This window comes from Shouchella phoenicis (assembly GCF_047238345.1).
GTDB lineage: Bacteria > Bacillota > Bacilli > Bacillales > Bacillaceae_D > Shouchella.
This window is the reverse complement of the sequence record NZ_JBDFMQ010000001.1, coordinates 2,119,463-2,140,458: the sequence shown is the minus strand read 5'-3', so window position 1 is coordinate 2,140,458 and position 20,996 is coordinate 2,119,463. Positions and strand designations below refer to the sequence as shown.

General features: G+C 41.6%; 19 protein-coding genes. All 19 read left to right on the top strand.

From position 1 onward, the window contains the following. Positions 1-11 precede the first annotated feature (11 nt). The 19 genes from infB to ABC361_RS11385 all read left to right on the top strand — a co-directional run bounded on the left by infB (position 12) and on the right by ABC361_RS11385 (position 20,988). Positions 12-2,180, top strand: coding sequence for a translation initiation factor IF-2 (infB, locus tag ABC361_RS11475; protein ID WP_413074103.1), 2,169 nt, complete (start codon positions 12-14; stop codon positions 2,178-2,180). Next, on the top strand, positions 2,180-2,461 hold the full coding sequence (locus ABC361_RS11470) for a DUF503 domain-containing protein (RefSeq protein ID WP_099301026.1): 282 nt from the start codon (positions 2,180-2,182) through the stop codon (positions 2,459-2,461). The genes infB and ABC361_RS11470 overlap by 1 nt, the downstream gene beginning before the upstream one ends. Before the next feature lie 110 nt (positions 2,462-2,571). Continuing rightward, positions 2,572-2,928 carry a 30S ribosome-binding factor RbfA gene (gene rbfA / locus ABC361_RS11465; protein WP_099301025.1) on the top strand — a complete coding sequence of 119 codons (357 nt, stop codon included), beginning with the start codon at positions 2,572-2,574 and terminating at the stop codon, positions 2,926-2,928. Positions 2,929-3,002: 74 nt separating this feature from the next. Next, entirely contained in the window at positions 3,003-3,920 is a 918-nt protein-coding gene (truB, locus tag ABC361_RS11460; protein WP_413074102.1) for a tRNA pseudouridine(55) synthase TruB, read from the top strand. Positions 3,921-3,933: 13 nt separating this feature from the next. Further along, complete coding sequence (locus ABC361_RS11455; RefSeq protein ID WP_413074101.1) at positions 3,934-4,890, top strand: bifunctional riboflavin kinase/FAD synthetase; 957 nt, start codon at positions 3,934-3,936, stop codon at positions 4,888-4,890. A 139-nt stretch (positions 4,891-5,029) separates the two neighbouring features. Beyond that, positions 5,030-5,299, top strand: coding sequence for a 30S ribosomal protein S15 (rpsO, locus tag ABC361_RS11450; protein WP_413074100.1), 270 nt, complete (start codon positions 5,030-5,032; stop codon positions 5,297-5,299). A 164-nt stretch (positions 5,300-5,463) separates the two neighbouring features. Beyond that, positions 5,464-7,611 carry a polyribonucleotide nucleotidyltransferase gene (gene pnp / locus ABC361_RS11445; protein WP_413074099.1) on the top strand — a complete coding sequence of 716 codons (2,148 nt, stop codon included), beginning with the start codon at positions 5,464-5,466 and terminating at the stop codon, positions 7,609-7,611. Positions 7,612-7,717: 106 nt separating this feature from the next. Further along, positions 7,718-8,719 (top strand): polysaccharide deacetylase family protein, encoded by a 1,002-nt coding sequence (locus ABC361_RS11440; protein WP_413074098.1) that lies wholly within the window; start codon positions 7,718-7,720, stop codon positions 8,717-8,719. 30 nt (positions 8,720-8,749) lie between these two features. Next, positions 8,750-9,955 (top strand): M16 family metallopeptidase, encoded by a 1,206-nt coding sequence (locus ABC361_RS11435; protein WP_413074097.1) that lies wholly within the window; start codon positions 8,750-8,752, stop codon positions 9,953-9,955. Positions 9,956-10,002: 47 nt separating this feature from the next. Next, positions 10,003-10,248, top strand: coding sequence for a YlmC/YmxH family sporulation protein (locus ABC361_RS11430; RefSeq protein WP_413074096.1), 246 nt, complete (start codon positions 10,003-10,005; stop codon positions 10,246-10,248). Between the two features lie 203 nt (positions 10,249-10,451). Continuing rightward, on the top strand, positions 10,452-11,339 hold the full coding sequence (gene dpaA, locus ABC361_RS11425; protein WP_413074095.1) for a dipicolinic acid synthetase subunit A: 888 nt from the start codon (positions 10,452-10,454) through the stop codon (positions 11,337-11,339). Positions 11,340-11,361: 22 nt separating this feature from the next. Further along, positions 11,362-11,946, top strand: coding sequence for a dipicolinate synthase subunit B (gene dpaB, locus ABC361_RS11420; protein ID WP_413074094.1), 585 nt, complete (start codon positions 11,362-11,364; stop codon positions 11,944-11,946). A 98-nt stretch (positions 11,947-12,044) separates the two neighbouring features. Continuing rightward, positions 12,045-13,100, top strand: coding sequence for an aspartate-semialdehyde dehydrogenase (gene asd, locus ABC361_RS11415; protein ID WP_413074093.1), 1,056 nt, complete (start codon positions 12,045-12,047; stop codon positions 13,098-13,100). Positions 13,101-13,103: 3 nt separating this feature from the next. Further along, positions 13,104-14,318, top strand: coding sequence for an aspartate kinase (gene dapG / locus ABC361_RS11410; RefSeq protein WP_413074092.1), 1,215 nt, complete (start codon positions 13,104-13,106; stop codon positions 14,316-14,318). A gap of 70 nt (positions 14,319-14,388) precedes the next feature. Continuing rightward, positions 14,389-15,246: a 4-hydroxy-tetrahydrodipicolinate synthase gene (dapA, locus tag ABC361_RS11405; protein WP_413075763.1), complete on the top strand. Its 858-nt coding sequence runs from the start codon at positions 14,389-14,391 to the stop codon at positions 15,244-15,246. A 489-nt stretch (positions 15,247-15,735) separates the two neighbouring features. Then, entirely contained in the window at positions 15,736-17,409 is a 1,674-nt protein-coding gene (locus ABC361_RS11400; RefSeq protein WP_413074091.1) for a ribonuclease J, read from the top strand. A 192-nt stretch (positions 17,410-17,601) separates the two neighbouring features. Further along, positions 17,602-18,327, top strand: a complete 726-nt coding sequence (locus ABC361_RS11395; protein WP_413074090.1) for a ClpP family protease — start codon at positions 17,602-17,604, stop codon at positions 18,325-18,327. After that, entirely contained in the window at positions 18,324-18,545 is a 222-nt protein-coding gene (locus tag ABC361_RS11390) for a YlzJ-like family protein (RefSeq protein ID WP_413074089.1), read from the top strand. The genes ABC361_RS11395 and ABC361_RS11390 overlap by 4 nt, the downstream gene beginning before the upstream one ends. An 85-nt stretch (positions 18,546-18,630) precedes the next feature. Further along, positions 18,631-20,988 carry an FtsK/SpoIIIE family DNA translocase gene (locus ABC361_RS11385; RefSeq protein WP_413074088.1) on the top strand — a complete coding sequence of 786 codons (2,358 nt, stop codon included), beginning with the start codon at positions 18,631-18,633 and terminating at the stop codon, positions 20,986-20,988. Positions 20,989-20,996: the final 8 nt, after the last annotated feature.

The window sequence follows — 20,996 nt, the reverse complement described above, 5'->3', positions numbered from 1 at the left end:
GAGGTATGTATATGTCAAAAATGCGAATTCATGAATACGCAAAAGCAAATCAAGTTCAAAGCAAACAACTGATTGAAAAACTTAAAGCCATGGGTGAAAACGTGTCAAACCATATGTCGACTGTGGAAGAGGAGACATTAAAGAAAGCCAATCAACAAGTACAGGCTTCTGGAGGAAATGGAGATCAAAACCGTATGAATAAAAAAACAGATGATCGACCGAAAGATAAGAAACCCGCAGGACAACAAGGAAATGCTAGTCAAGGTAGCGCAAATCGCAACCAGCCAAACCGTAATCAAGGGAACCGTCCAGGCGGAGGACCAGGAAACCGCAATCAAGGTAGACCAGGGAACAACAATCGTCGTCATCAAGGGCGAGGAAAGAAACGTGGCGGACCACAAAATCGTCCGAACCACCAGCAAATGCCTTTACCTGAGAAAATTATGATCTCTGGTAGCTTATCAGTGAGTGAACTTGCTGCGAAGCTACACCGTGAAGCGTCTGAGCTTATTAAGAAATTAATGAAGCTTGGTGTCATGGCAACAATCAACCAAGAGCTAGATAAAGATACAATTGAACTTCTTGCTGCTGACTATGGTGTTGCTGTAGAAGAAGAAGTGTTTGTGGATGAGCTTGATATTGAGCTGTACGACAGTGAGGATAAAGAAGAAGAACTTCAAGAACGACCGCCTGTTGTAACCATTATGGGTCACGTTGACCACGGGAAAACGACGCTTCTTGATTCAATCCGTAACACAAAAGTAACGGCTGGAGAAGCCGGTGGCATTACGCAGCATATTGGTGCCTATCAAATTGAGCAGAACGACAAGAAAATTACCTTCCTTGATACACCAGGTCACGCCGCGTTCACAACGATGCGTGCACGAGGTGCGCAAGTTACGGATATTGCGATTATTGTTGTGGCTGCGGACGATGGCGTTATGCCACAAACCAAAGAAGCGATTAGCCATGCGAAAGCAGCAGAAGTACCAATTATTATTGCTGTGAACAAAATGGATAAAGAAGCTGCAAACCCTGACCGGGTCATGCAAGAGTTAACAGAATTTGAACTTGTTCCAGAAGCATGGGGCGGAGAAACAATTTTTGTTAATGTATCTGCATTAAATGGAGACGGAATTGATGAGCTAATTGAAATGATTCTACTTGTATCTGAAGTAGAGGAATTAAAAGCAAATCCAGAAAAACTTGCAACAGGTACAGTGGTTGAAGCACAGCTAGACAAAGGGAGAGGACCAGTTGCAACCCTGCTCGTGCAAAGCGGAACGCTTAACGTAGGGGATGCAGTCGTTGTAGGAAGCACATTCGGTCGCGTACGTGCCCTAGTTAACGATCTTGGCCGCCGCGTTAAAACGGTTGGACCTTCTACACCAGTTGAAATTACTGGGCTGAATGATGTCCCTCAAGCGGGAGATCGCTTCCAAGCGTTTAAAGATGAGAAGAAAGCGCGTCAAGTTGGAGAAGGATTAATGGCACGTTATCGTGAGCAAAACCTTTCTGAAACGTCAAAAGTAAGTCTTGATGATCTCTTTAATCAAATCCAGCAAGGCGATATTAAAGATATCAACGTCATCATTAAAGCGGACGTACAAGGTTCTGTTGAAGCGATGAGAGGCTCTCTTGAAAAAATTGACGTAGCCGGTGTGAAAGTGAACATTATACACACAGGTGCTGGTGCTATTACGGAGTCTGATATCATTCTTGCTTCTGCATCAAACGCGATTGTTATCGGCTTTAACGTTCGTCCGGATGTGAACGCTAAGCGCGTTGCGGAAGTTGAAAATGTAGATATTCGCTTGCACCGTGTTATTTACAACGCAATTGATGAGATTGAACAAGCAATGAAGGGTGCATTAGACCCAGAATTTGAAGAAAAAGTAATCGGGCAAGTTGAAGTCCGTACGACGTTCAAAGTATCAAAAGTCGGTACAATTGCTGGTTCTTACGTAACAGAAGGAAAGATTACCCGTCACTCATCTGTTCGCTTAATTCGCGATGGCATTGTCGTGTATGAAGGTGAATTAAATGCCTTGAAACGTTTTAAAGACGATGCTAAAGAAGTGGCTGCAGGCTATGAGTGTGGAATTACGCTTGAGAAATTCAACGACATTAAAGAAGGCGACATTATTGAAGCTTACGTCATGGAAGAAATTAAGCGCTAATGCACGTAGCGGTTGTCCGTTGTGAGTGTTTTATCTTTATGGCGCAGTCGTTGAAGGAAAAGCGGTCTGTATTAAAAAGCATTGTAACGAGAATGCGGCAGCGATTTAATGTTAGTGTTGCTGAGACTGATCATCAACATTTATGGCAACGAGCAGAGCTAACGATTGCAGCCGTTAATTCTTCAAAACAAAGCTTAGAAGCAGAAATACAGAGAGCGCTCCATCTGATTGACCAACACGATCAGGTGGAGCGAACACAAACAGACTGGGAATGGGTTTAATCCTTTTAATAAAAGGGCATCCCATTAAATGGGTAGGAAAAACAAGAGTAGAACTACCGACATGTAGTTCGGAATTGTTGTCTATAGTCAGAGAGATAGAGGTGTAGATCATGGCGAACAATCGTGCTGAACGAGTCGGCGAACAAATGAAAAAAGAACTTAGTGATATTCTTCTACGTGAAATTAAAGATCCTCGAGTAAAATTTGTTACTGTGACAGGTGTCGATGTAACGGGAGACTTACAACAAGCGACAGCATTTATTACTGTACTTGGTGACGATGAAGAACAAAAAGCAACCCTTGCTGGTTTAGAAAAGGCGAAAGGTTTTATTCGCTCTGAAATCGGAAAGAGAATTCGTCTTCGAAAAACCCCAGAACTTAGTTTTTCAATTGATGAGTCGATTCAATACGGCAATCGAATTGAATCGCTTTTACGAGAAGTAAAAAGCGATAATGAAAATCAGTAAAAAATGTGGGGATGGCAATTCAGTTGCTATCCCCTATTTTTGTTATGAAGACTGTAGGAAAGGAATGGGCACGTATGGATTCAGGGATTTTAGCTTTATATAAACCAAGAGGCATGACCTCCCATGACTGTGTAAATCGCATTCGCCGTTTATTTAAAACAAAAAAAGTCGGTCACACAGGAACCCTTGATCCTGAAGTAGATGGCGTACTGCCAATTTGCATTGGGCGAGCTACAAAAGTAGCGGAGTATATGTCCGATTTTGATAAAACATACATAGGCGAAGTAACGATTGGCTTTTCAACGACAACGGAAGATGCCCACGGAGAGGTTGTGGAGACTCGAGCAGTGTCGCAAACGATTCCACAAGCTGATCTGGAAGCAGTAATGAACGAATTTAAAGGGGCAATTCAACAAACACCGCCGTATTATTCAGCTGTCAAAGTGAATGGAAGAAGACTTTATGAATATGCACGAAAAGGGATTGAAGTGGAGCGTCCTACTCGAGAAGTGACGATTCACGAAATAACGTTGACGAATGTGGCAAAGGCTTCTGATGGTCAACAACTATTTTCGTTTACTGTTCGGTGTAGCAAAGGGACGTACATTCGAACGTTGGCTGTAGACATCGGCGCGCGTCTTGGTTTTCCAGCGCATATGTCGTCACTTACGAGGGTCGCATCAGGTTCCTTTGAAGCCAGTCATACGGTAACATTTGAAGCGTTGGAAGAGATGACGTTAGAAGAACGTTATGACAAGCTTTATGCACTCGAACATGCATTAAGTCAATTTCCTCGCAAAGTAGCAAATCAAGAGCTTGAAGCACGTATTAAAAATGGTGCGGTTATAAACAATGAAGATCAAAGTTTTGGAGCGGAGCGCTTTTTATTTTATAATGAAAAGGGAGAGTGTCTTGCTTTATATCAACCTCACCCTAAAAAGGAAGGCTGGATTAAGCCAGAAAAGCTTTTCACTCAGGCAGCAGGACTTTAGGAGGGTTTTGAAATTGAAGCTAGTAATGATTGATCTTGATCATACAGACAAACAAGGTTGGATGAAAGAAGCCGCTCCCTCTGTAATGGCCATTGGCTATTTCGACGGAGTGCATAAAGGGCATCAAACCGTAATTCAGCACGCCATTGATGAAGCGAAGAAAAGAGGCGTGGAAAGCGCGGTTATGACGTTCTTTCCTCATCCAAAAGAAGTACTCGGCAATCCTGAAAAACCGATGCGTTATTTAACCCCGTTCGAAACAAAGATTGACAGGATAAAAGCGCTAGGTATAGACAGGATTTATGCCGTTCGTTTCACACCATCATTCTCTAAATTAACACCAGAACAATTTGTAGATGATTTTATTGTTTCGTTACAAGTGGATCACGTTGTTGCAGGTTTTGATTTTACATACGGCGTAAAAGGTGCAGGGACAATGGAGCAACTTGGAACCTATGCAAAAGATCGCTTCACGTATACGATCATCAACAAAGTGGTCGATGAAGAGGAGAAAATATCTTCTACCCGAATCCGCGAAGAGCTTGAACAAGGAGATGTCCAGAAAGCGTCAGCTCTGCTTGGTTACGCGTTTAAAGTGAAAGGGGAAGTTGTACATGGAGATGCTCGGGGACGCTTATTAGGTTTTCCGACTGCTAATGTGGCAACTACCGAACGGTTTCATATTCCAAAAACAGGCGTATACGTAGTCGCGTTTTACGTGAAAGGAAAAAAATGGACTGGAATGGCGAACGTTGGCTATAAACCAACATTTGTGGACAACTTACCTGAACCGAGTGTTGAAGTGAATCTCTTTGACTTTTCAGAAGACATTTATGGAGAAATGGTTGAAGTGGAGTTTCTAGAATGGATTCGCGCGGAACAAAAATTTAATGGCATCGACGAAATCAAAGCGCAACTTGGACGCGATCGAGAAACAAGCCTCCAATGGCTCGAAAAACATGCGCAGTAAGGCACTTGCAATTTTATAAATTAACGTCTATAATAGCTAATGTTCACTGAAGTTATTCAAGTGAACATCCCGCTTCTTGGCAAGACGATTCACCAACGTTTGCTCGGAAAAAGGGGTACATTATAAGGAGGTGGCTCTAATGGCTTTAACACAAGAGCGTAAAAATGAACTAATTTCAGAATTCAAAACACATGATACGGACACTGGTTCTCCAGAGGTTCAAGTTGCAATTCTTACTGAGCAAATTAATTCATTAAACGATCATTTACGTACACACAAAAAAGATCACCACTCACGTCGCGGTCTTTTGAAAATGGTTGGACAACGCCGTAATTTGTTAACTTACTTGCGTAAAAAAGATGTTACGCGTTACCGTAACTTAGTTGACAAGCTTGGCTTACGTCGATAAGGATTGTAAAAGCGGGGGATGTTCTCCCGCTTTTTTCTTCATGCGAACATATGAATGAATCTAAAAAACAATGAAACGGTTGTAATTCACTCTTTTAAACTTGCGCCGTTTCGGTCATAATAAAGAATGAGACTTTTTTAGATGTACGAGAGGAGTACACATACATGGAACAAGAACGTCACGAGTTTACAATCAACTGGGCGGGGCGCACGTTTACCGTTGAAGTTGGTCAACTCGCAAAACAAGCAAATGGTGCAGTTCTTGTCCGTTATGGTGAGACTGCAGTTCTATCGACAGCTACCGCTTCGAAAGAGCCAAAAGATCTACCATTCTTTCCACTAACGGTCAATTATGAAGAGCGATTATACGCAGCAGGAAAAATTCCTGGAGGATTTATTAAACGAGAAGGACGCCCAAGTGAACAAGCGATTTTAACAAGTCGTTTGATTGACCGTCCCATTCGCCCACTTTTCCCTGATGGATTCCGTAACGAAGTACAAGTAATTAGCATTGTTATGAGTTCGGATCAAAATGCATCGTCGGAAATGGCGGCAATGATTGGTTCATCACTAGCGTTATCAGTATCGGATATTCCGTTTGACGGACCGATTGCTGGTGTAACGGTTGGTCGTGTTGACGGTGAGTTTATTATGAACCCAACGCCTGCACAACTAGCAGAAAGTGATATTGAATTAACGGTTGCTGGAACGAAAGAAGCGATTAACATGGTTGAAGCAGGTGCAAAAGAAGTACCTGAAGAAGTGATGTTAGAAGCGATTCTAGCTGGTCATGAAAATATCAAAGAAATGATTGCCTTCCAAGAAAAAATTATCGAAGCGTGTGGAAAAGAAAAGAGAGAGATTAAACTAAAAACGTTTGATGCTGATCTCGAAAATACGCTAAGAGGTTCTGTGGAAGCGCAAATGAAAGAAGCTGTGCGAGTAGAGGAAAAACATGCGCGTCAAGAAGCGATTGATGCAGTGATTCAGGCGCAAGTAGAGCACTATGAAGAGGACGAAACCGTTCAAGTAAGTGAAGTTAAAGCGATCTTACAAATGTTCGTCAAGGAAGAAGTGCGTCGTCTGATTACGGTCGATAAGGTACGTCCTGATGGTCGTGGTGCAGATGAAATTCGTCCGCTTGATTCACAGATTCACATGTTACCTAGAACCCATGGATCAGGCTTGTTCACACGTGGACAAACCCAGGCGTTAAGCATTTGTACGTTAGGGGCACTAGGTGATGTCCAAATCTTGGACGGTCTAGGAATTGAAGAAACTAAACGCTTTATGCACCATTACAATTTCCCGCAGTTTAGCGTTGGAGAAACAGGTCCAATTCGCGCACCAGGACGTCGAGAAATTGGTCACGGTGCATTAGGGGAACGAGCACTTGAACAAGTAATTCCTTCAGAGCAAGAGTTTCCTTATACAATTCGTCTCGTATCTGAAGTATTAGAATCAAATGGCTCTACGTCTCAAGCAAGCATATGTGCGAGCACCCTTGCAATGATGGACGCTGGTGTTCCGATTAAAGCGCCTGTAGCAGGAATCGCGATGGGACTTGTAAAACAGGGAGACCATATGACCGTTTTAACGGATATTCAAGGAATGGAAGATGCCCTTGGAGATATGGACTTTAAAGTTGCAGGTACAGCAACAGGAATTACGGCTTTACAGATGGACATCAAGATTTCTGGGATTAACCGTCAAGTATTAGAACAAGCGCTTGAGCAGGCAAAACAAGGACGAATGAAAATTCTTGATAATATGCTTACAGCAATTCATGAGCCTCGGACAGAGCTTTCTGAATATGCACCTAAAATCTTAACGTTAGCGATTAATCCAGATAAAATCCGTGATGTAATTGGACCAAGTGGGAAAGTCATTAATAAGATCATCGAAGAAACCAATGTTAAAATTGACATTGAACAAGATGGTACAGTGTACATTTCTTCACTTGATGCCACAATGAATGCGAAAGCGAAGCAAATTATTGAAGACCTTGTTCGCGAAGTTGAAGTGGGCAAAACGTATACAGGTAAAGTAAAACGAATTGAAAAGTTTGGTGCATTCCTCGAGATCTTTAAAGGAAAAGACGGATTGCTTCATATCTCGCAAATTTCCGAAGAACGAGTAAACAAAGTAGAGGACGTTCTTAAACTAGGTGACGAGCTTGAAGTTCGTGTTACCGAAGTGGATAATCAAGGGCGCGTGAATCTATCTCGCAAAGTCTTAGTAAAAGAACAGCGTGAAAAAGAAGAGCAAGCCCAAAAAAGCGAAGAAGAAACAACATCTGAACAAGAGCAATAAAACGGGACTAGGAGAATTCCTAGTCTTTTTTGTTTGTGTATTCTAGTCTCCTTTTCTAAAACATAGACATGCTAAGAGAAGTTTTTATGGTTTAGGAGGGAAATAGATGAAGCGTAAGATGGTTCATATGATCCTGTGTTGTACAGTTGTTATACTCGCTTTAGGTGCGATTCAAAATCCATTTGCAACTCAGTATATTGAAACAGTGAAGCTAAATGCCTCGATGATGGTTGAAACCGTTGAGGATCCGCTGTATGAGACTATTGTAGAGCATGCAAATAAAGTGAATATTCCTGCAATAGATGCGAAAATTGACCGTGTCTGGAAGGCAATGCCCGGTTACAATGGACTAGAGGTTGACGTTGAAAAATCCTATGATAAGATGAAAGAATCTGGCACATTTAACCAGTCCATGTTGATATTTAAAGATACAAAACCGAGCATTCATTTAAGTGATTTAGACCCTGCTCCAATCTACCGAGGCGTATCAGAAAAACCGATGACCGCCTTGCTTATCAATGTCGCATGGGGTAATGACTATTTACCTGATATGCTTAGCACGCTGCGCGAGCATCAAGTGCAAGCGACCTTTTTTTTAGATGGTTCTTGGGTGAAGAAAAATCCTCAAATGGCGATTATGATTAAAGAAGAAGGGCACGAAATTGGGAGCCATGCTTACTCACATCCACAAATGAGCAAGTTAACAGAAGCAAGAATAGACGAAGAACTCTCAAAAACAACCGACGTTATCGAAGCAACTCTTGATGAAACACCGATCTGGTTCGCCCCGCCAAGTGGTGACTATAATCAGCTTGTCATTGAGCGTGTTCACGCACATGATATGCAAACAATCATGTGGACAGTTGATACAATTGATTGGAAGAACCCTGAAGTCAATTCAATGATTTCACGGGTTGTCCCTAAAATGGAAGCTGGGTCTATGTTACTCATGCATCCAACGGAATCATCAGCAAAAGGGCTAGATGCGATGATTACGGGGATTAAAGAGAAAAATTTAATGTTAGGTACGGTTTCAGAACTTATGAATGAAACGAGGTTACCAAGAAACATGGAAGTAGACATCAATGGGGGTTCAAGTAGTGATTAATAAAAAAAGCTAGAAAATGGTGTCCGCATCATGGCTGAAAAAAATGACACAGTTCGTTCTGTGGCCATTGGTATATGGGTGAAAACCGGTTCTCGTAATGAACGTAACGCTGAAAACGGTATGTCACATTTTATTGAACATATGCTGTTTAAAGGAACAAAAACACGATCTCCACAAGATATAGCAGAAGCATTTGATCGAATTGGTGGACAAGTGAATGCCTTTACCGCAAAAGAATATACCTGTTATTACGCAAAAGTATTAGACGAACATGCTCATATTGCTGTGGATGTTCTTCAAGATATGTTCTTTCATTCTGTTTTTGATGAACAAGAAATTGAACGAGAAAAAAATGTCGTCCTTGAAGAAATTCGTATGGTAGAAGATACCCCGGATGATCTTGTACATGAATTGTTAAGTGAAGCATCATTTGGCTCATCTACACTAGCTAACCCCATTCTAGGTACAGAAGAGACGTTAGCATCGTTTACGAGAGAGCAAATTTTAGCGTATATGGACAAATTTTATGTTGGGGAACATGTGGTCATTTCAGTTGCAGGTCATTATCAAGAAGAATTACTGTCGCAGTTAGAAGACATCTTTTCAGCGGTTAAGGCTGCAAAAGCGTCCTATGAGCCACCAGAAGCATCTTTTATACCCGTTCAAAAATACCGTCAAAAAGAAACGGAACAAGCGCACCTGTGCTTAGCTTACCCAGGTCTTGAAGTCGGATCAGACCAAATGTTTAACCTAATTCTTTTAAACAACGCATTAGGGGGAAGTATGTCAAGCCGTCTGTTTCAGGAAATCCGTGAAGAGCAAGGGCTCTGTTACTCCGTATTTTCCTATCATTCAGCTTATGAGAAGATCGGCTCGGTAACCGTGTATGCAGGAACACAGATGAACCAACTTCAACAGCTATCTAAATCGATGAGTTCGATAGTAGAACAAGTTCAAGCAGACGGATTAACAAAAAAAGAGTTAGAGAATGGCAAAGAACAGCTTAAAGGAAGTATTATGCTCGGATTAGAAAGTACGAGTAGCCGGATGAGTCGAAATGGAAAGAATGAACTTCTATTAAAGAAACATCAAAGTTTAGATGAACTCCTTAATCGAATTAACGATATTTCTTTAGAAGAAGTGAATCACTTAGCTGCAACGCTCTTCCAAGATGAGCCTGCGTTATCAATTGTTTCCGTAAGTGACCATATGCCAGAGACAATCTTTACGAAATAGTCTAGAATAGCGACAAGCCTCATACGATGTATAAAGAGGTGATTCCAGTGCGATTAAGCGAAATTGCAAACAAAGAAATTATTGATTTTGAAAAAGGGGAACGTCTCGGCATTCTCGGACAAACGGACGTGTTACTTGACGAGCAATCTGGCGATATCCACGCTTTTGTCGTGCCAGTGTCAAAATGGTATCAGTTCAACCGTAAAGATAAAGAAGTCACGGTTTACTGGCAACAGATTAAAAAAATTGGCCAAGATATGATTATTATTGACACAACGAATTTGACGTATTGATCCTCTTTTGCTCAAGAGATAGACATGTATACGTAACCTTGCCTTCATAAGATTAAAAAGACGTGTAAAAAGCCTGTCATTGTGACAGGCTTTTTCTTTTGCACGGAATTGTTTTTCTAGACATATGGTAAAGAAGCACGAGTAGGGATGTCGCTCTTAACTGAATGGAGCTACAGAGCACTGAAAGAGTAGGAGGATCAAGCATGCTAACGGGGATTCATGTTGTTATGATTGGTGGCGATGCAAGGCAGATTGAAATCGTACGTAAGTTATCAACATTAGATGCGAGGGTTTCGCTCGTTGGGTTTGAACAAATAGATGTGGGATTTATCGGGGTTAGCAAACAAGAAATGGAAGACATTGATTGGAAAACAGTCGAAGCCATTTTACTTCCAGTTGGAGGTATTGGCAGTGATGGATTTATTAACAGTGTGTTTTCATCTGAAAAAATAAAGCTTGAAACGAAGCATCTTAAACAAACACCGGATAACTGCACGATCTATACAGGCATTACATCGAGTCGCTTAGATAAAATGGCTAGTCAAACGAAGTGTCATGTTGTTGTGTTAATGAATCGAAACGATGTGGCCATTTATAACTCCATTCCAACCGCAGAAGGGGCAGTTATGCTCGTTATTCAACATACAGATTCTACGATCCATCAGGCCAATATTGCTGTACTTGGACTTGGAAGAATTGGCATGACAATCGCTCGAACCTTTAAGGAGCTAGGTGCACATGTGTCAATCGGTGATCGAGACTCTGCTTCTTTAGCTCGTGCGTTTGAGCTTGGCTTAAAACCGTTTCATTTAGACGAAATCAAGCAAGCGTTAGAACAGGCAGACGTTGTGATCAATACGATTCCGGCAAAAGTAGTCACATCAAGTGTGTTAACAGAAATGAAGCAACACGCATTTTTACTTGACTTAGCATCAAAACCAGGTGGAATTGACCACGATTATGCTGAAAAACGCGGCTTAAAATCCATGCTTGTTCCAGGACTTCCCGGAATGGTTGCACCAAAAACAGCAGGGAAGATTCTTGCAAATGTGTTAAGTGATTTGCTGCTTGAACAAACACGGACCCAATAAGACGGAAAAAGGAGTTACGCTCATGTTAAAAGGTAAACATATAGGCTTTGGTTTAACAGGCTCTCATTGTACGTATGAAGCGGTCTACCCGCAAATTGAAAAGCTCGTACAGCTTGGTGCAAAGGTCTCGCCATTTTTAACGTATACAGTTGAACACACAGATACGAAATTTGGAGATAGCGACGACTGGATGACGCGCTTACAAAGCATTACAGCGGAACCGTTCGTAAATTCCATGGTAAAGGCAGAGCCGTTTGGACCAAAGACGCCATTAGATCTTATGATTATTGCACCGATAACAGGGAATTCTATTTCGAAATTTGCCAATGCCATGACGGATAGTCCTGTTTTGATGGGCGCAAAATCAACGTTACGAAATGGGAAACCAGTCTTACTTGGAATTTCGACAAATGACGGGCTTGGTTTGAATGGTGTCAACATTATGAGACTAATGGCAACAAAAAATATCTTTTTTATTCCTTATGGTCAAGATGATTTTAAAAAGAAACCAAATTCCCTTGTAGCAGATATGAATCAACTGATTCCAGCGGCAGAAGCGGCACTCACATACACTCAACTCCAGCCCGTTCTTACAACGGAAGGGTAAAAATAGGCGCAGGACAGTTGCGTCTTGCGCGCAAATCCCGTAAAGTTTAGTAGAGGATAAAGAGATAGAGTGCTGAACTTTAGGGAGGAAGAAAAATCATGACAAAGCAAAACTATCAAGTAGCTGTAGTAGGCGCAACTGGCGCTGTCGGCCAACAAATGTTAAAAACACTAGAAGAGCGACAATTCCCAATTTCAACATTAAAGCTTTTGTCGTCAAAACGTTCTGCAGGGAAATCCCTTTCTTTTCAAGGGAAATCGTATACAGTGGAAGAGGCAACGCCTGAATCATTCGAAGGCGTAGATATTGCATTGTTTTCCGCAGGCGGCTCGGTATCAAAAGCATTAATTCCAGAAGCGATTAAACGTGGCGTCGTTTGTGTGGATAATACGAGTGCTTTTCGTATGGATGAAGGCGTACCCCTTGTAGTACCTGAAGTAAATGAAGACGATTTACGTCATCATAATGGCGTCATTGCCAATCCGAACTGCTCAACGATTCAAATGGTCGTAGCACTTGAGCCTATTCGCCAAGCTTATGGCTTAAATAAAGTGGTTGTTTCCACATATCAAGCCGTTTCAGGTGCTGGTCTTGATGCGGTTGAAGAGATGGAAGAACAAACAAAAGCCATTTTAGCAGGGGAAACGGCAGAAGCAAATGTGCTACCAGTATCAGGCGATAAAAAGCACTATCAAATTGCTTTTAATGCCATTCCACAAATTGACGTATTCCAAGATAATGGGTTTACGTACGAAGAGATGAAAATGATCAATGAAACGAAGAAAATCATGCATCTACCAAACTTAGAAGTAGCGGCTACGTGCGTGCGCTTGCCAATTGAGACAGGTCATTCTGAATCGATTTATTTTGAAACGGAGCAAGCAGGTGCGACAGCAGCAGATGTGAAAGCTCGTTTAAGTGACGCGGCTGGCGTAACCCTTCAAGATGATCCGACCAATCAAGTGTATCCGATGGTGACAACAGCTGTTGGCAAACCAGATGTATTTGTTGGACGCGTTCGCCAAGACTTAGATCGAGCGAATGGCTTTCATGCTTGGGTCGTCTCTGACAATCTATTAAAAGGTGCAGCATGGAATTCTGTTCAAATTGCAGAAAGTCTAATTAAATTGAACTTGTTAGAAAAGCAGGCATAAGAGATGAAAATTATTGTACAAAAATTCGGTGGTACATCCGTAAAATCAAAAGAATCAAGAGATTACGCAATTAAGCACGTACAAAAAGCGGTTAATGAAGGCTATAAAGTGGTTGTTGTTGTATCGGCAATGGGTCGTAGTGGCGATCCGTATGCAACCGACACATTGCTCTCTTTAGTTCATAAAGCACACATCTCTAAGCGCGAACAAGATTTACTTGTTTCTTGTGGGGAGACCATATCTTCTGTCGTATTTTCAGAGCAATTGAATGCTCATGGTGTGCATGCTGAAGCCATGACAGGTGCAAAAGCAGGTTTTGTGACGAACGAAGAGTTTCAAAATGCAAAAATCAAAGAAATGAAATGTGAGCATCTTTTAAAGACGTTGGAATCGTGCGATGTTGTCGTTGTAACTGGCTTTCAAGGGCAATCGAAAAGTGGTGAAACAACAACCCTCGGTCGAGGTGGAAGCGATACATCTGCCACAGCGATTGGTGCAGCCATTCAAGCAGAATATGTCGATATTTTTACAGATGTTGAAGGGGTTATGACCGCTGATCCTCGAATTGTTGAAGATGCCCGTGCGCTTGAAACGATGTCTTATAACGAGATCTGTAATATGGCGTATCAAGGGGCAAAAGTGATTCACCCTCGTGCAGTCGAAATTGCCATGCAAGCTAAAATTCCGATTCGTGTACGTTCGACTTATTCTGAGTCAGAGGGAACGCTTGTGAATTCAGGAATATTGAGTCATGGAATGGACATCCATGAGCGAATGATTACGGGAATTGCTCATGTTGCAAATGTCACGCAAATTAAAGTCTCTGCAAAAGAAGGGCAGTTTGATCTACAAGAAAATGTATTTAAATCGATGGCGAAAGCCGGAATTAGCGTTGATTTTATTAATATAAGTCCTAGTGGTGTTATGTATACGGTGATGGATGAAGCGGCTGATGATGCGCTAGAAATCCTAACGAATTTAGGATATAAACCGCAGCTGCAAAAAGGTTGTGCAAAAGTGTCAGCGGTAGGGGCTGGTATGACAGGAGTACCTGGCGTAGCTGCTCGTATTGTTTCTGCGTTAAGCGGAGAAAATATTCAAATTCTACAGTCCGCCGATTCACATACAACGATTTGGGTTCTTGTGAAAAATCAAGATATGAGTAAAGCAGTAAATGCGCTACACAAAATGTTTCAGCTAAACGAAGTCATCGCGTAATTCCGTTACACATCAATTGGAGGGATTGCAAGTGAAACCTACAGGAAAGTATGGACCTCTATGGACCGCCATGGTCACGCCGTTTGATGAAAAGGGAGAAATCGATTTTCAAGCATGTGAGCGGTTGATTGATCATTTAATTGCAACAGGAACAGATGTGTTAGTTGTCGCCGGAACAACGGGAGAATCTCCTTATTTGACCGCTGACGATTGCCAAAAACTTTTTCATTTTTGTGTAGAGTATGTTGCTGGACGTGTACCTATTGTGGCTGGTACAGGAACAAATTCAACAAAATCTACTGTTGAGCGAACAAGAATGGCAGATGCTGCGGGTGTCGATGGGATCATGCTTGTTACGCCATACTATAATAAACCATCACAAGATGGACTCTATGCACACTTTGAGCATGTTGCTTCAAAAACATCCCTACCAGTTATGCTTTACAATGTTCCTAGTCGAACAGGCTGTCATTTACAAGCAGAAACCGTTATACGTCTTGCCGAAATCGAAAACATTGCAGCAATTAAAGAAGCGAGTGGCGATCTCGAACAAATTGCAGCGATAATTGAGGGAACGCCTGAAACATTTGCTGTTTATAGCGGAGATGACGGGTTAACACTTCCAGTCCTAGCCATTGGTGGAGATGGAATCGTTTCAGTCGCTGCACACGTAATTGGGGATGAGATGAAGCAAATGGTTGAAGCCTTTCTGTCTGGCCAAAAAGAAGAGGCAGCGAACGCTCATCGTCAATTGCTACCAGTCATGAAAACGATGTTTTTAGCACCAAACCCATCATGTGTCAAATATGCATTAAATCAAATCGGGGTAGCGGTAGGTGAGGTACAGCTGCCACTAATTCCTTTAAATGATATGGAAAAAAAGCAAGTTGATATGGTGCTAGCCTCCTTGTCGACAATAAAAAAATAATGAAGAAAAACGTTGGTCAGCAATACGAATGACCAGCGTTTTTTGTTTTTTGCTAATCCGATACGAACCACAACAAGCCTCTTGTCGAATCACTGTCTATTTACACGGCTCGTTTCATTTTTTGTCGGAGAAACGCCGATAACCGAAAGACTCTTGTTTTTAACTAGAAAATTAAGGTATACTAGTTTTCAAGTGATGCGTTCGGGTAAGGTGAAAAAGATCACCATTTATTCTTTTTCTCATAGTTAGCTGTAACTTCAAGAAAGACTGCGTGACTATCTTTTGAAGCTTATCAAGCATGAACATTGCCGTTTTCGTGCAGGCGTTCCAGGCAAATGCTAATAAGGATTTCTTAAGATGTGTATCGTTGCTCTTTCCACGGTGTTTGATGCTATGAACATAATAATGAACCTAGTATACGCGTGATTACGTTTTAAAAATAAATACAACTAGACTGAATGTTTATTTTATATTTAGGAGGATGAATCATTGTCTAAGCAAGAAATAGATAAAGGAAAAGTGCGGGTATTCGCCCTAGGTGGCGTTGGAGAAATTGGAAAGAATATGTACGGAATTGAAGTAGATGAAGACATCATTGTTGTGGATGCTGGATTAATGTTCCCAGATGACGACATGCTTGGTGTTGATATTGTCATTCCAGATGTTTCGTATCTTGTTGAAAATGAAGAAAGAGTAAAAGGAATTATTTTAACACACGGCCATGAGGATCACATTGGAGGATTATCTTATGTCCTTAAAAAAATTAATGTGCCTGTTTATGGTACGAAACTAACGTTAGGCCTTGTGGAGGAAAAATTAAAAGAAGCAGGCATTCATAAAGAAACAACGCTTCGTTTAATCGATTCTAATTCAAAAGTGAAATTAGGGAAGACACCTGTTACATTCTTCCGTACAAGCCATAGTATCCCGGATTGTGTAGGTGTTTGTGTAGAAACCCCACAAGGTGCGGTCGTACACACTGGAGACTTTAAGTTTGATCAAACGCCTGTAGACGGAAAACATGCTGAAATTGGAAAAATGGCTGCGATTGGCCAAAAAGGTGTGCTTTGCTTGTTGTCAGATTCAACAAATGCAGAGCGTCCTGGTACGACAAAATCAGAAGCTGAAGTAGGTGTAGGCATTAAAGACGTGTTTGCTCGCACTTCAGGTCGATTGATCGTCACCTCGTTTGCTTCGAATGTGCACCGCTTACAGCAGGTTATTCAAGCAACGGTGGCTGCTAATCGTAAACTCTCCATTGTTGGAAAGAGTATGGTGCGTGTTATTACGATTGCATCAAAGTTAGGGTATTTAAAAATGCCTAAGGATCTAGTGATCGATATTGACGAGGTGAACCGCTACAAGCCTGAACAAGTTGTTATTTTAACAACAGGAAGTCAAGGCGAACCCATGTCTGCTTTAACAAGAATGGCCCGAGGTGCACACCGTCATATTACGATTACGAACAACGACACTGTCATTATCGCAGCTTCTGCGATTCCAGGGAATGAAAAAAGCGTTTCAACTGTGATTGATCAGCTTCATCGAATTGGCGCAGATGTTGTATACGGTTCGCAAGCGGTGCATGCTTCAGGTCACGGGTCGCAGGAAGAGCTGAAGTTAATGCTTAACTTGATGCGTCCAAAATTCTTTTTACCGATTCATGGTGAAATTCGTATGCAGCACGCACATCGAGAGTTAGGTGTAGGTGTAGGAATAAAACCTGAGCGCATTTACATCGTGGAAAAAGGAGAAGTTGTTGAGTTCTCAAACAAGCAAGCACGTCGCGCAGGCAAGGTTCCTTCTGGCCATGTATTAATAGATGGCTTAGGTGTCGGCGATGTTGGCAATATTGTTTTGAGAGATCGTCGTTTGCTTTCAAAAGATGGTATTTTGGTTGTGGTCGTCACGCTTAATAAAAAGACAAGCACCATTGTATCAGGACCGAACATTATTTCACGTGGCTTCGTTTATGTGAGAGAATCTGAAGCTTTGTTAGAACAATCGAATGAACTGGTTTCGTCGATTTTACAAAAATGTGTGACAGAAAATGTGAGTGAGTGGTCAAGCTTAAAGAGCAACATTCGTGAAGGATTAAGCCGTTTCTTATTTGATAAAACAAAACGTCGCCCGATGATTTTGCCGATCATTATGGAAGTGTAACAAATAGCTAATAAAGAGGTCCTTGTGTTTAACACAAGGATCTTTTTGTATGCCTATTTAAAGAATGGGTACATGGAGTAAGTGCAAAAGCGTCTATGTTCAACGGACTCGCTTGCGTTTGATTCAGCGCACATAATAACGTAGAGACCGTCCATACTAGTCGTATGATAACGAAAAGGGAGTGTGGATGTAATGGCAGATGAACAACAACCAGCAGCGGAACCAACCAAACCAAAAGAAGAAAAAGGTTCCTTAGTAGAGAAGATTCAAGCATTAGGTCAAACCGGTGTGCCGGACATGGGTCAAACGAATATTCATTGCATGACAGTCGTTGGACAAATTGAAGGGCATATGCAGTTGCCCCCGCAAAATAAAACAACAAAATATGAGCATATGATTCCGCAACTCGTTGCTGTGGAACAAAACCCAAAAATTGAAGGGTTGTTAATTATTTTAAATACAGTCGGTGGGGATGTCGAAGCAGGTCTTGCTCTTTCAGAAATGATTGCATCTATTTCAAAACCAACCGTTACGCTCGTACTAGGTGGAGGGCACTCTATCGGTGTTCCAATTGCAACAGCAGCGAATTATTCATATATTGCCCAAACTGCAACAATGACGATTCATCCGGTTCGATTAACAGGGCTTGTTATCGGTGTACCACAAACCTTTGAATACCTTGATAAAATGCAAGATCGAGTGATTAACTTTGTTACGCACCATTCATCCATTACGGAAGATAAGTTTAAGGAATTAATGTTCTCAAAAGGAAACTTAACACGTGATATAGGGACAAATGTTATTGGCACCGATGCGGTGGAATATGGCTTAATTAATGAAGTCGGTGGAATTGGTCAAGCCTTAAAAAAACTAAACCAATTGATTGACGAACAAAAATCGTCGGAGGTTGTGCAATGATCTTGTATACAATGACCCCTCCAGAACAAGTTTTTGCAACCGACCAAGAAGCGTATAATAAGCAAATGACGGTACCTTGTGAAGCAGGATCATTAATGGTTGAACAACAAGAAGACGGAGATTATCGCATCATTCGTTTGCTTTCGAGTGACCCTAATGCTTTCTTAAATCCTGCATATGAACCAGGGACAATTTTATCCAGTACCCTACGCTATTAAAAAGCAGATATGTTATACTGATAGGGATGAAACAAGCAGTCTACAATTAGACTGCTTGTTCGAGTATGACGTAGAAGGTGACAAAATGGCAAAACGTAAGAAACGAAAAAAAACACAATGGAAGTCGCAATTAACGTTTGAGTTAGTTGGATTAGGTCTCCTTGTCATCTCTCTTGTAACACTCGCTCGTTTAGGAAGTGTCGGAGAAGCGTTTGTTCGCTTATTTCGCCTATTCCTTGGAGAGTGGTTTATATTACTGGCTTTAGGATTTTTGATCACAGCGCTTTACATCATGATAAAACGAAAAAAACCAACTATATGGAATCGGCAACTAAGTGGAATGTATACGGTTGTGCTTGCCCTTGTCATCATTGCACACGTAAGTTTGTTTAGACAACTATCTGTTGAGGGTACATTAGAAAGTGGATCGGTTATTCAGAGTACGTGGGCGTTATTTTGGCAAGAGCTTACTACTGGTCAAACGGAAGATTTAGGTGGAGGCATGCTTGGCGCAGTTGGGTATTCCGTTAGTCATTTCCTGTTTGATAATGCTGGAACATACTTACTTTGTTTAATGCTCGTTGTAGTAGGAGCCATATTAATATCTGGTCGATCGTTAAGTGACATGATTGGCAAAGTCTATCGTCGAAGTTATTTATTTATTACTGACTTTATAAAATCAACATGGTCTGATTTCATACAATGGAGAAGAGACGCAAAAGAAAAAATGGATGATGAGCGACGAGATAAACAAGCGCGAACAAAACAGAAGCATGAAGAGCCTGAACAAGAAACAAGAGACCCAGATCGATGGGACAGTAAACAAGAACCGGAAATTGTCGATTTTTCTCAGCGGGAGCAACCAGCTGATGAAGAAGAGCCAAGACAAACAACCAATGGTGCAACTGAGAAAGCGGCTAATCAAGCAGTTTCTAACGATCAGAGTAGGGAAGAAAAAGAACCGAATGAAATGGCTCTATTATCGACTGATTTGATTAACGAAGCACTATCAAATGAGGCCTATACGTTACCGGAATTTGACTTATTACATACACCCGTAAAGCCCGACCAGCTTTCGGAAAAACAACAATTAACGTCAAATGCCAGGAAGTTAGAGAAAACGTTGGAAAGTTTCGGCGTGAAAGTTCGTGTGACGAAAGTTCATTTAGGGCCAGCCGTCACGAAATATGAAGTAAACCCAAATGTCGGCGTGAAAGTAAGCAAAATCGTCAACTTGGCAGACGACTTAGCGTTAGCACTAGCGGCAAAAGATATACGAATTGAAGCGCCAATCCCAGGAAAATCCGCAGTAGGGATTGAAGTGCCGAACCAAGAAGTAGCGATCGTGTCTTTAAAAGAAGTGTTAAGTGGTTCAATGGAACGTCAACATGAAGTGTTATCTGTTGGGCTTGGTAGAGATATTTCTGGTGAGCCTGTACTTGCCCCATTAAACAAAATGCCCCATCTTCTCGTTGCTGGTGCAACCGGAAGTGGAAAAAGTGTATGCATTAACGGGATTATTACGAGTATATTGATGAAAGCAAAGCCTCATGAAGTCAAACTGATGATGATTGATCCAAAAATGGTTGAGTTAAATGTTTACAACGGCATTCCCCATTTACTAACTCCTGTTGTGACAGAACCAAAGAAAGCGTCACAAGCGTTGAAAAAAGTGGTTGCTGAGATGGAACGGCGGTATGATTTGTTTTCCCATTCAGGAACACGAAATATGGAAGGCTACAATGAGTACATTAAACGCCAAAACGAACAAAACGAAGCAAAACAGCCAGAGTTGCCTTATATTGTTGTGATCGTTGATGAACTTGCTGATTTAATGATGGTTGCCTCTGGAGACGTAGAAGATTCAATTGCAAGGCTTGCACAAATGGCAAGGGCAGCAGGGATACACATGATAATTGCCACCCAAAGACCTTCTGTTGACGTTATCACAGGCGTTATTAAAGCGAATATTCCTTCCAGAATTGCGTTTGGTGTGTCTTCTCAAACAGATTCAAGAACGATTTTAGATTCAGGTGGGGCAGAAAAGCTGCTTGGTCGTGGTGACATGCTTTATTTACCAATGGGCGCTACAAAACCAACACGCATACAAGGGGCTTTTTTATCAGATGATGAAGTCGAGAAGGTCGTCTCTTACGTAGTGTCGCAACAAAAAGCGCAATATGTAGAAGAGATGGAGCCTACGGCGGTAGAATCTCAAGCAAGTGCACCGGAGGACGCCCTCTATAATGACGCGGTGGACCTGGTTATTGAAATTGGGACAGCATCCGTTTCAATGTTACAACGACGTTTCCGTATTGGGTATACACGAGCGGCTCGAATTGTCGATGAAATGGAAGCACGAGGCGTAGTTGGTCCGTATGAAGGCAGCAAACCGAGGGAAGTACTGATTCAGAATAGATCTGATGAAGAGGCGACATCCTAAGTAAAAAG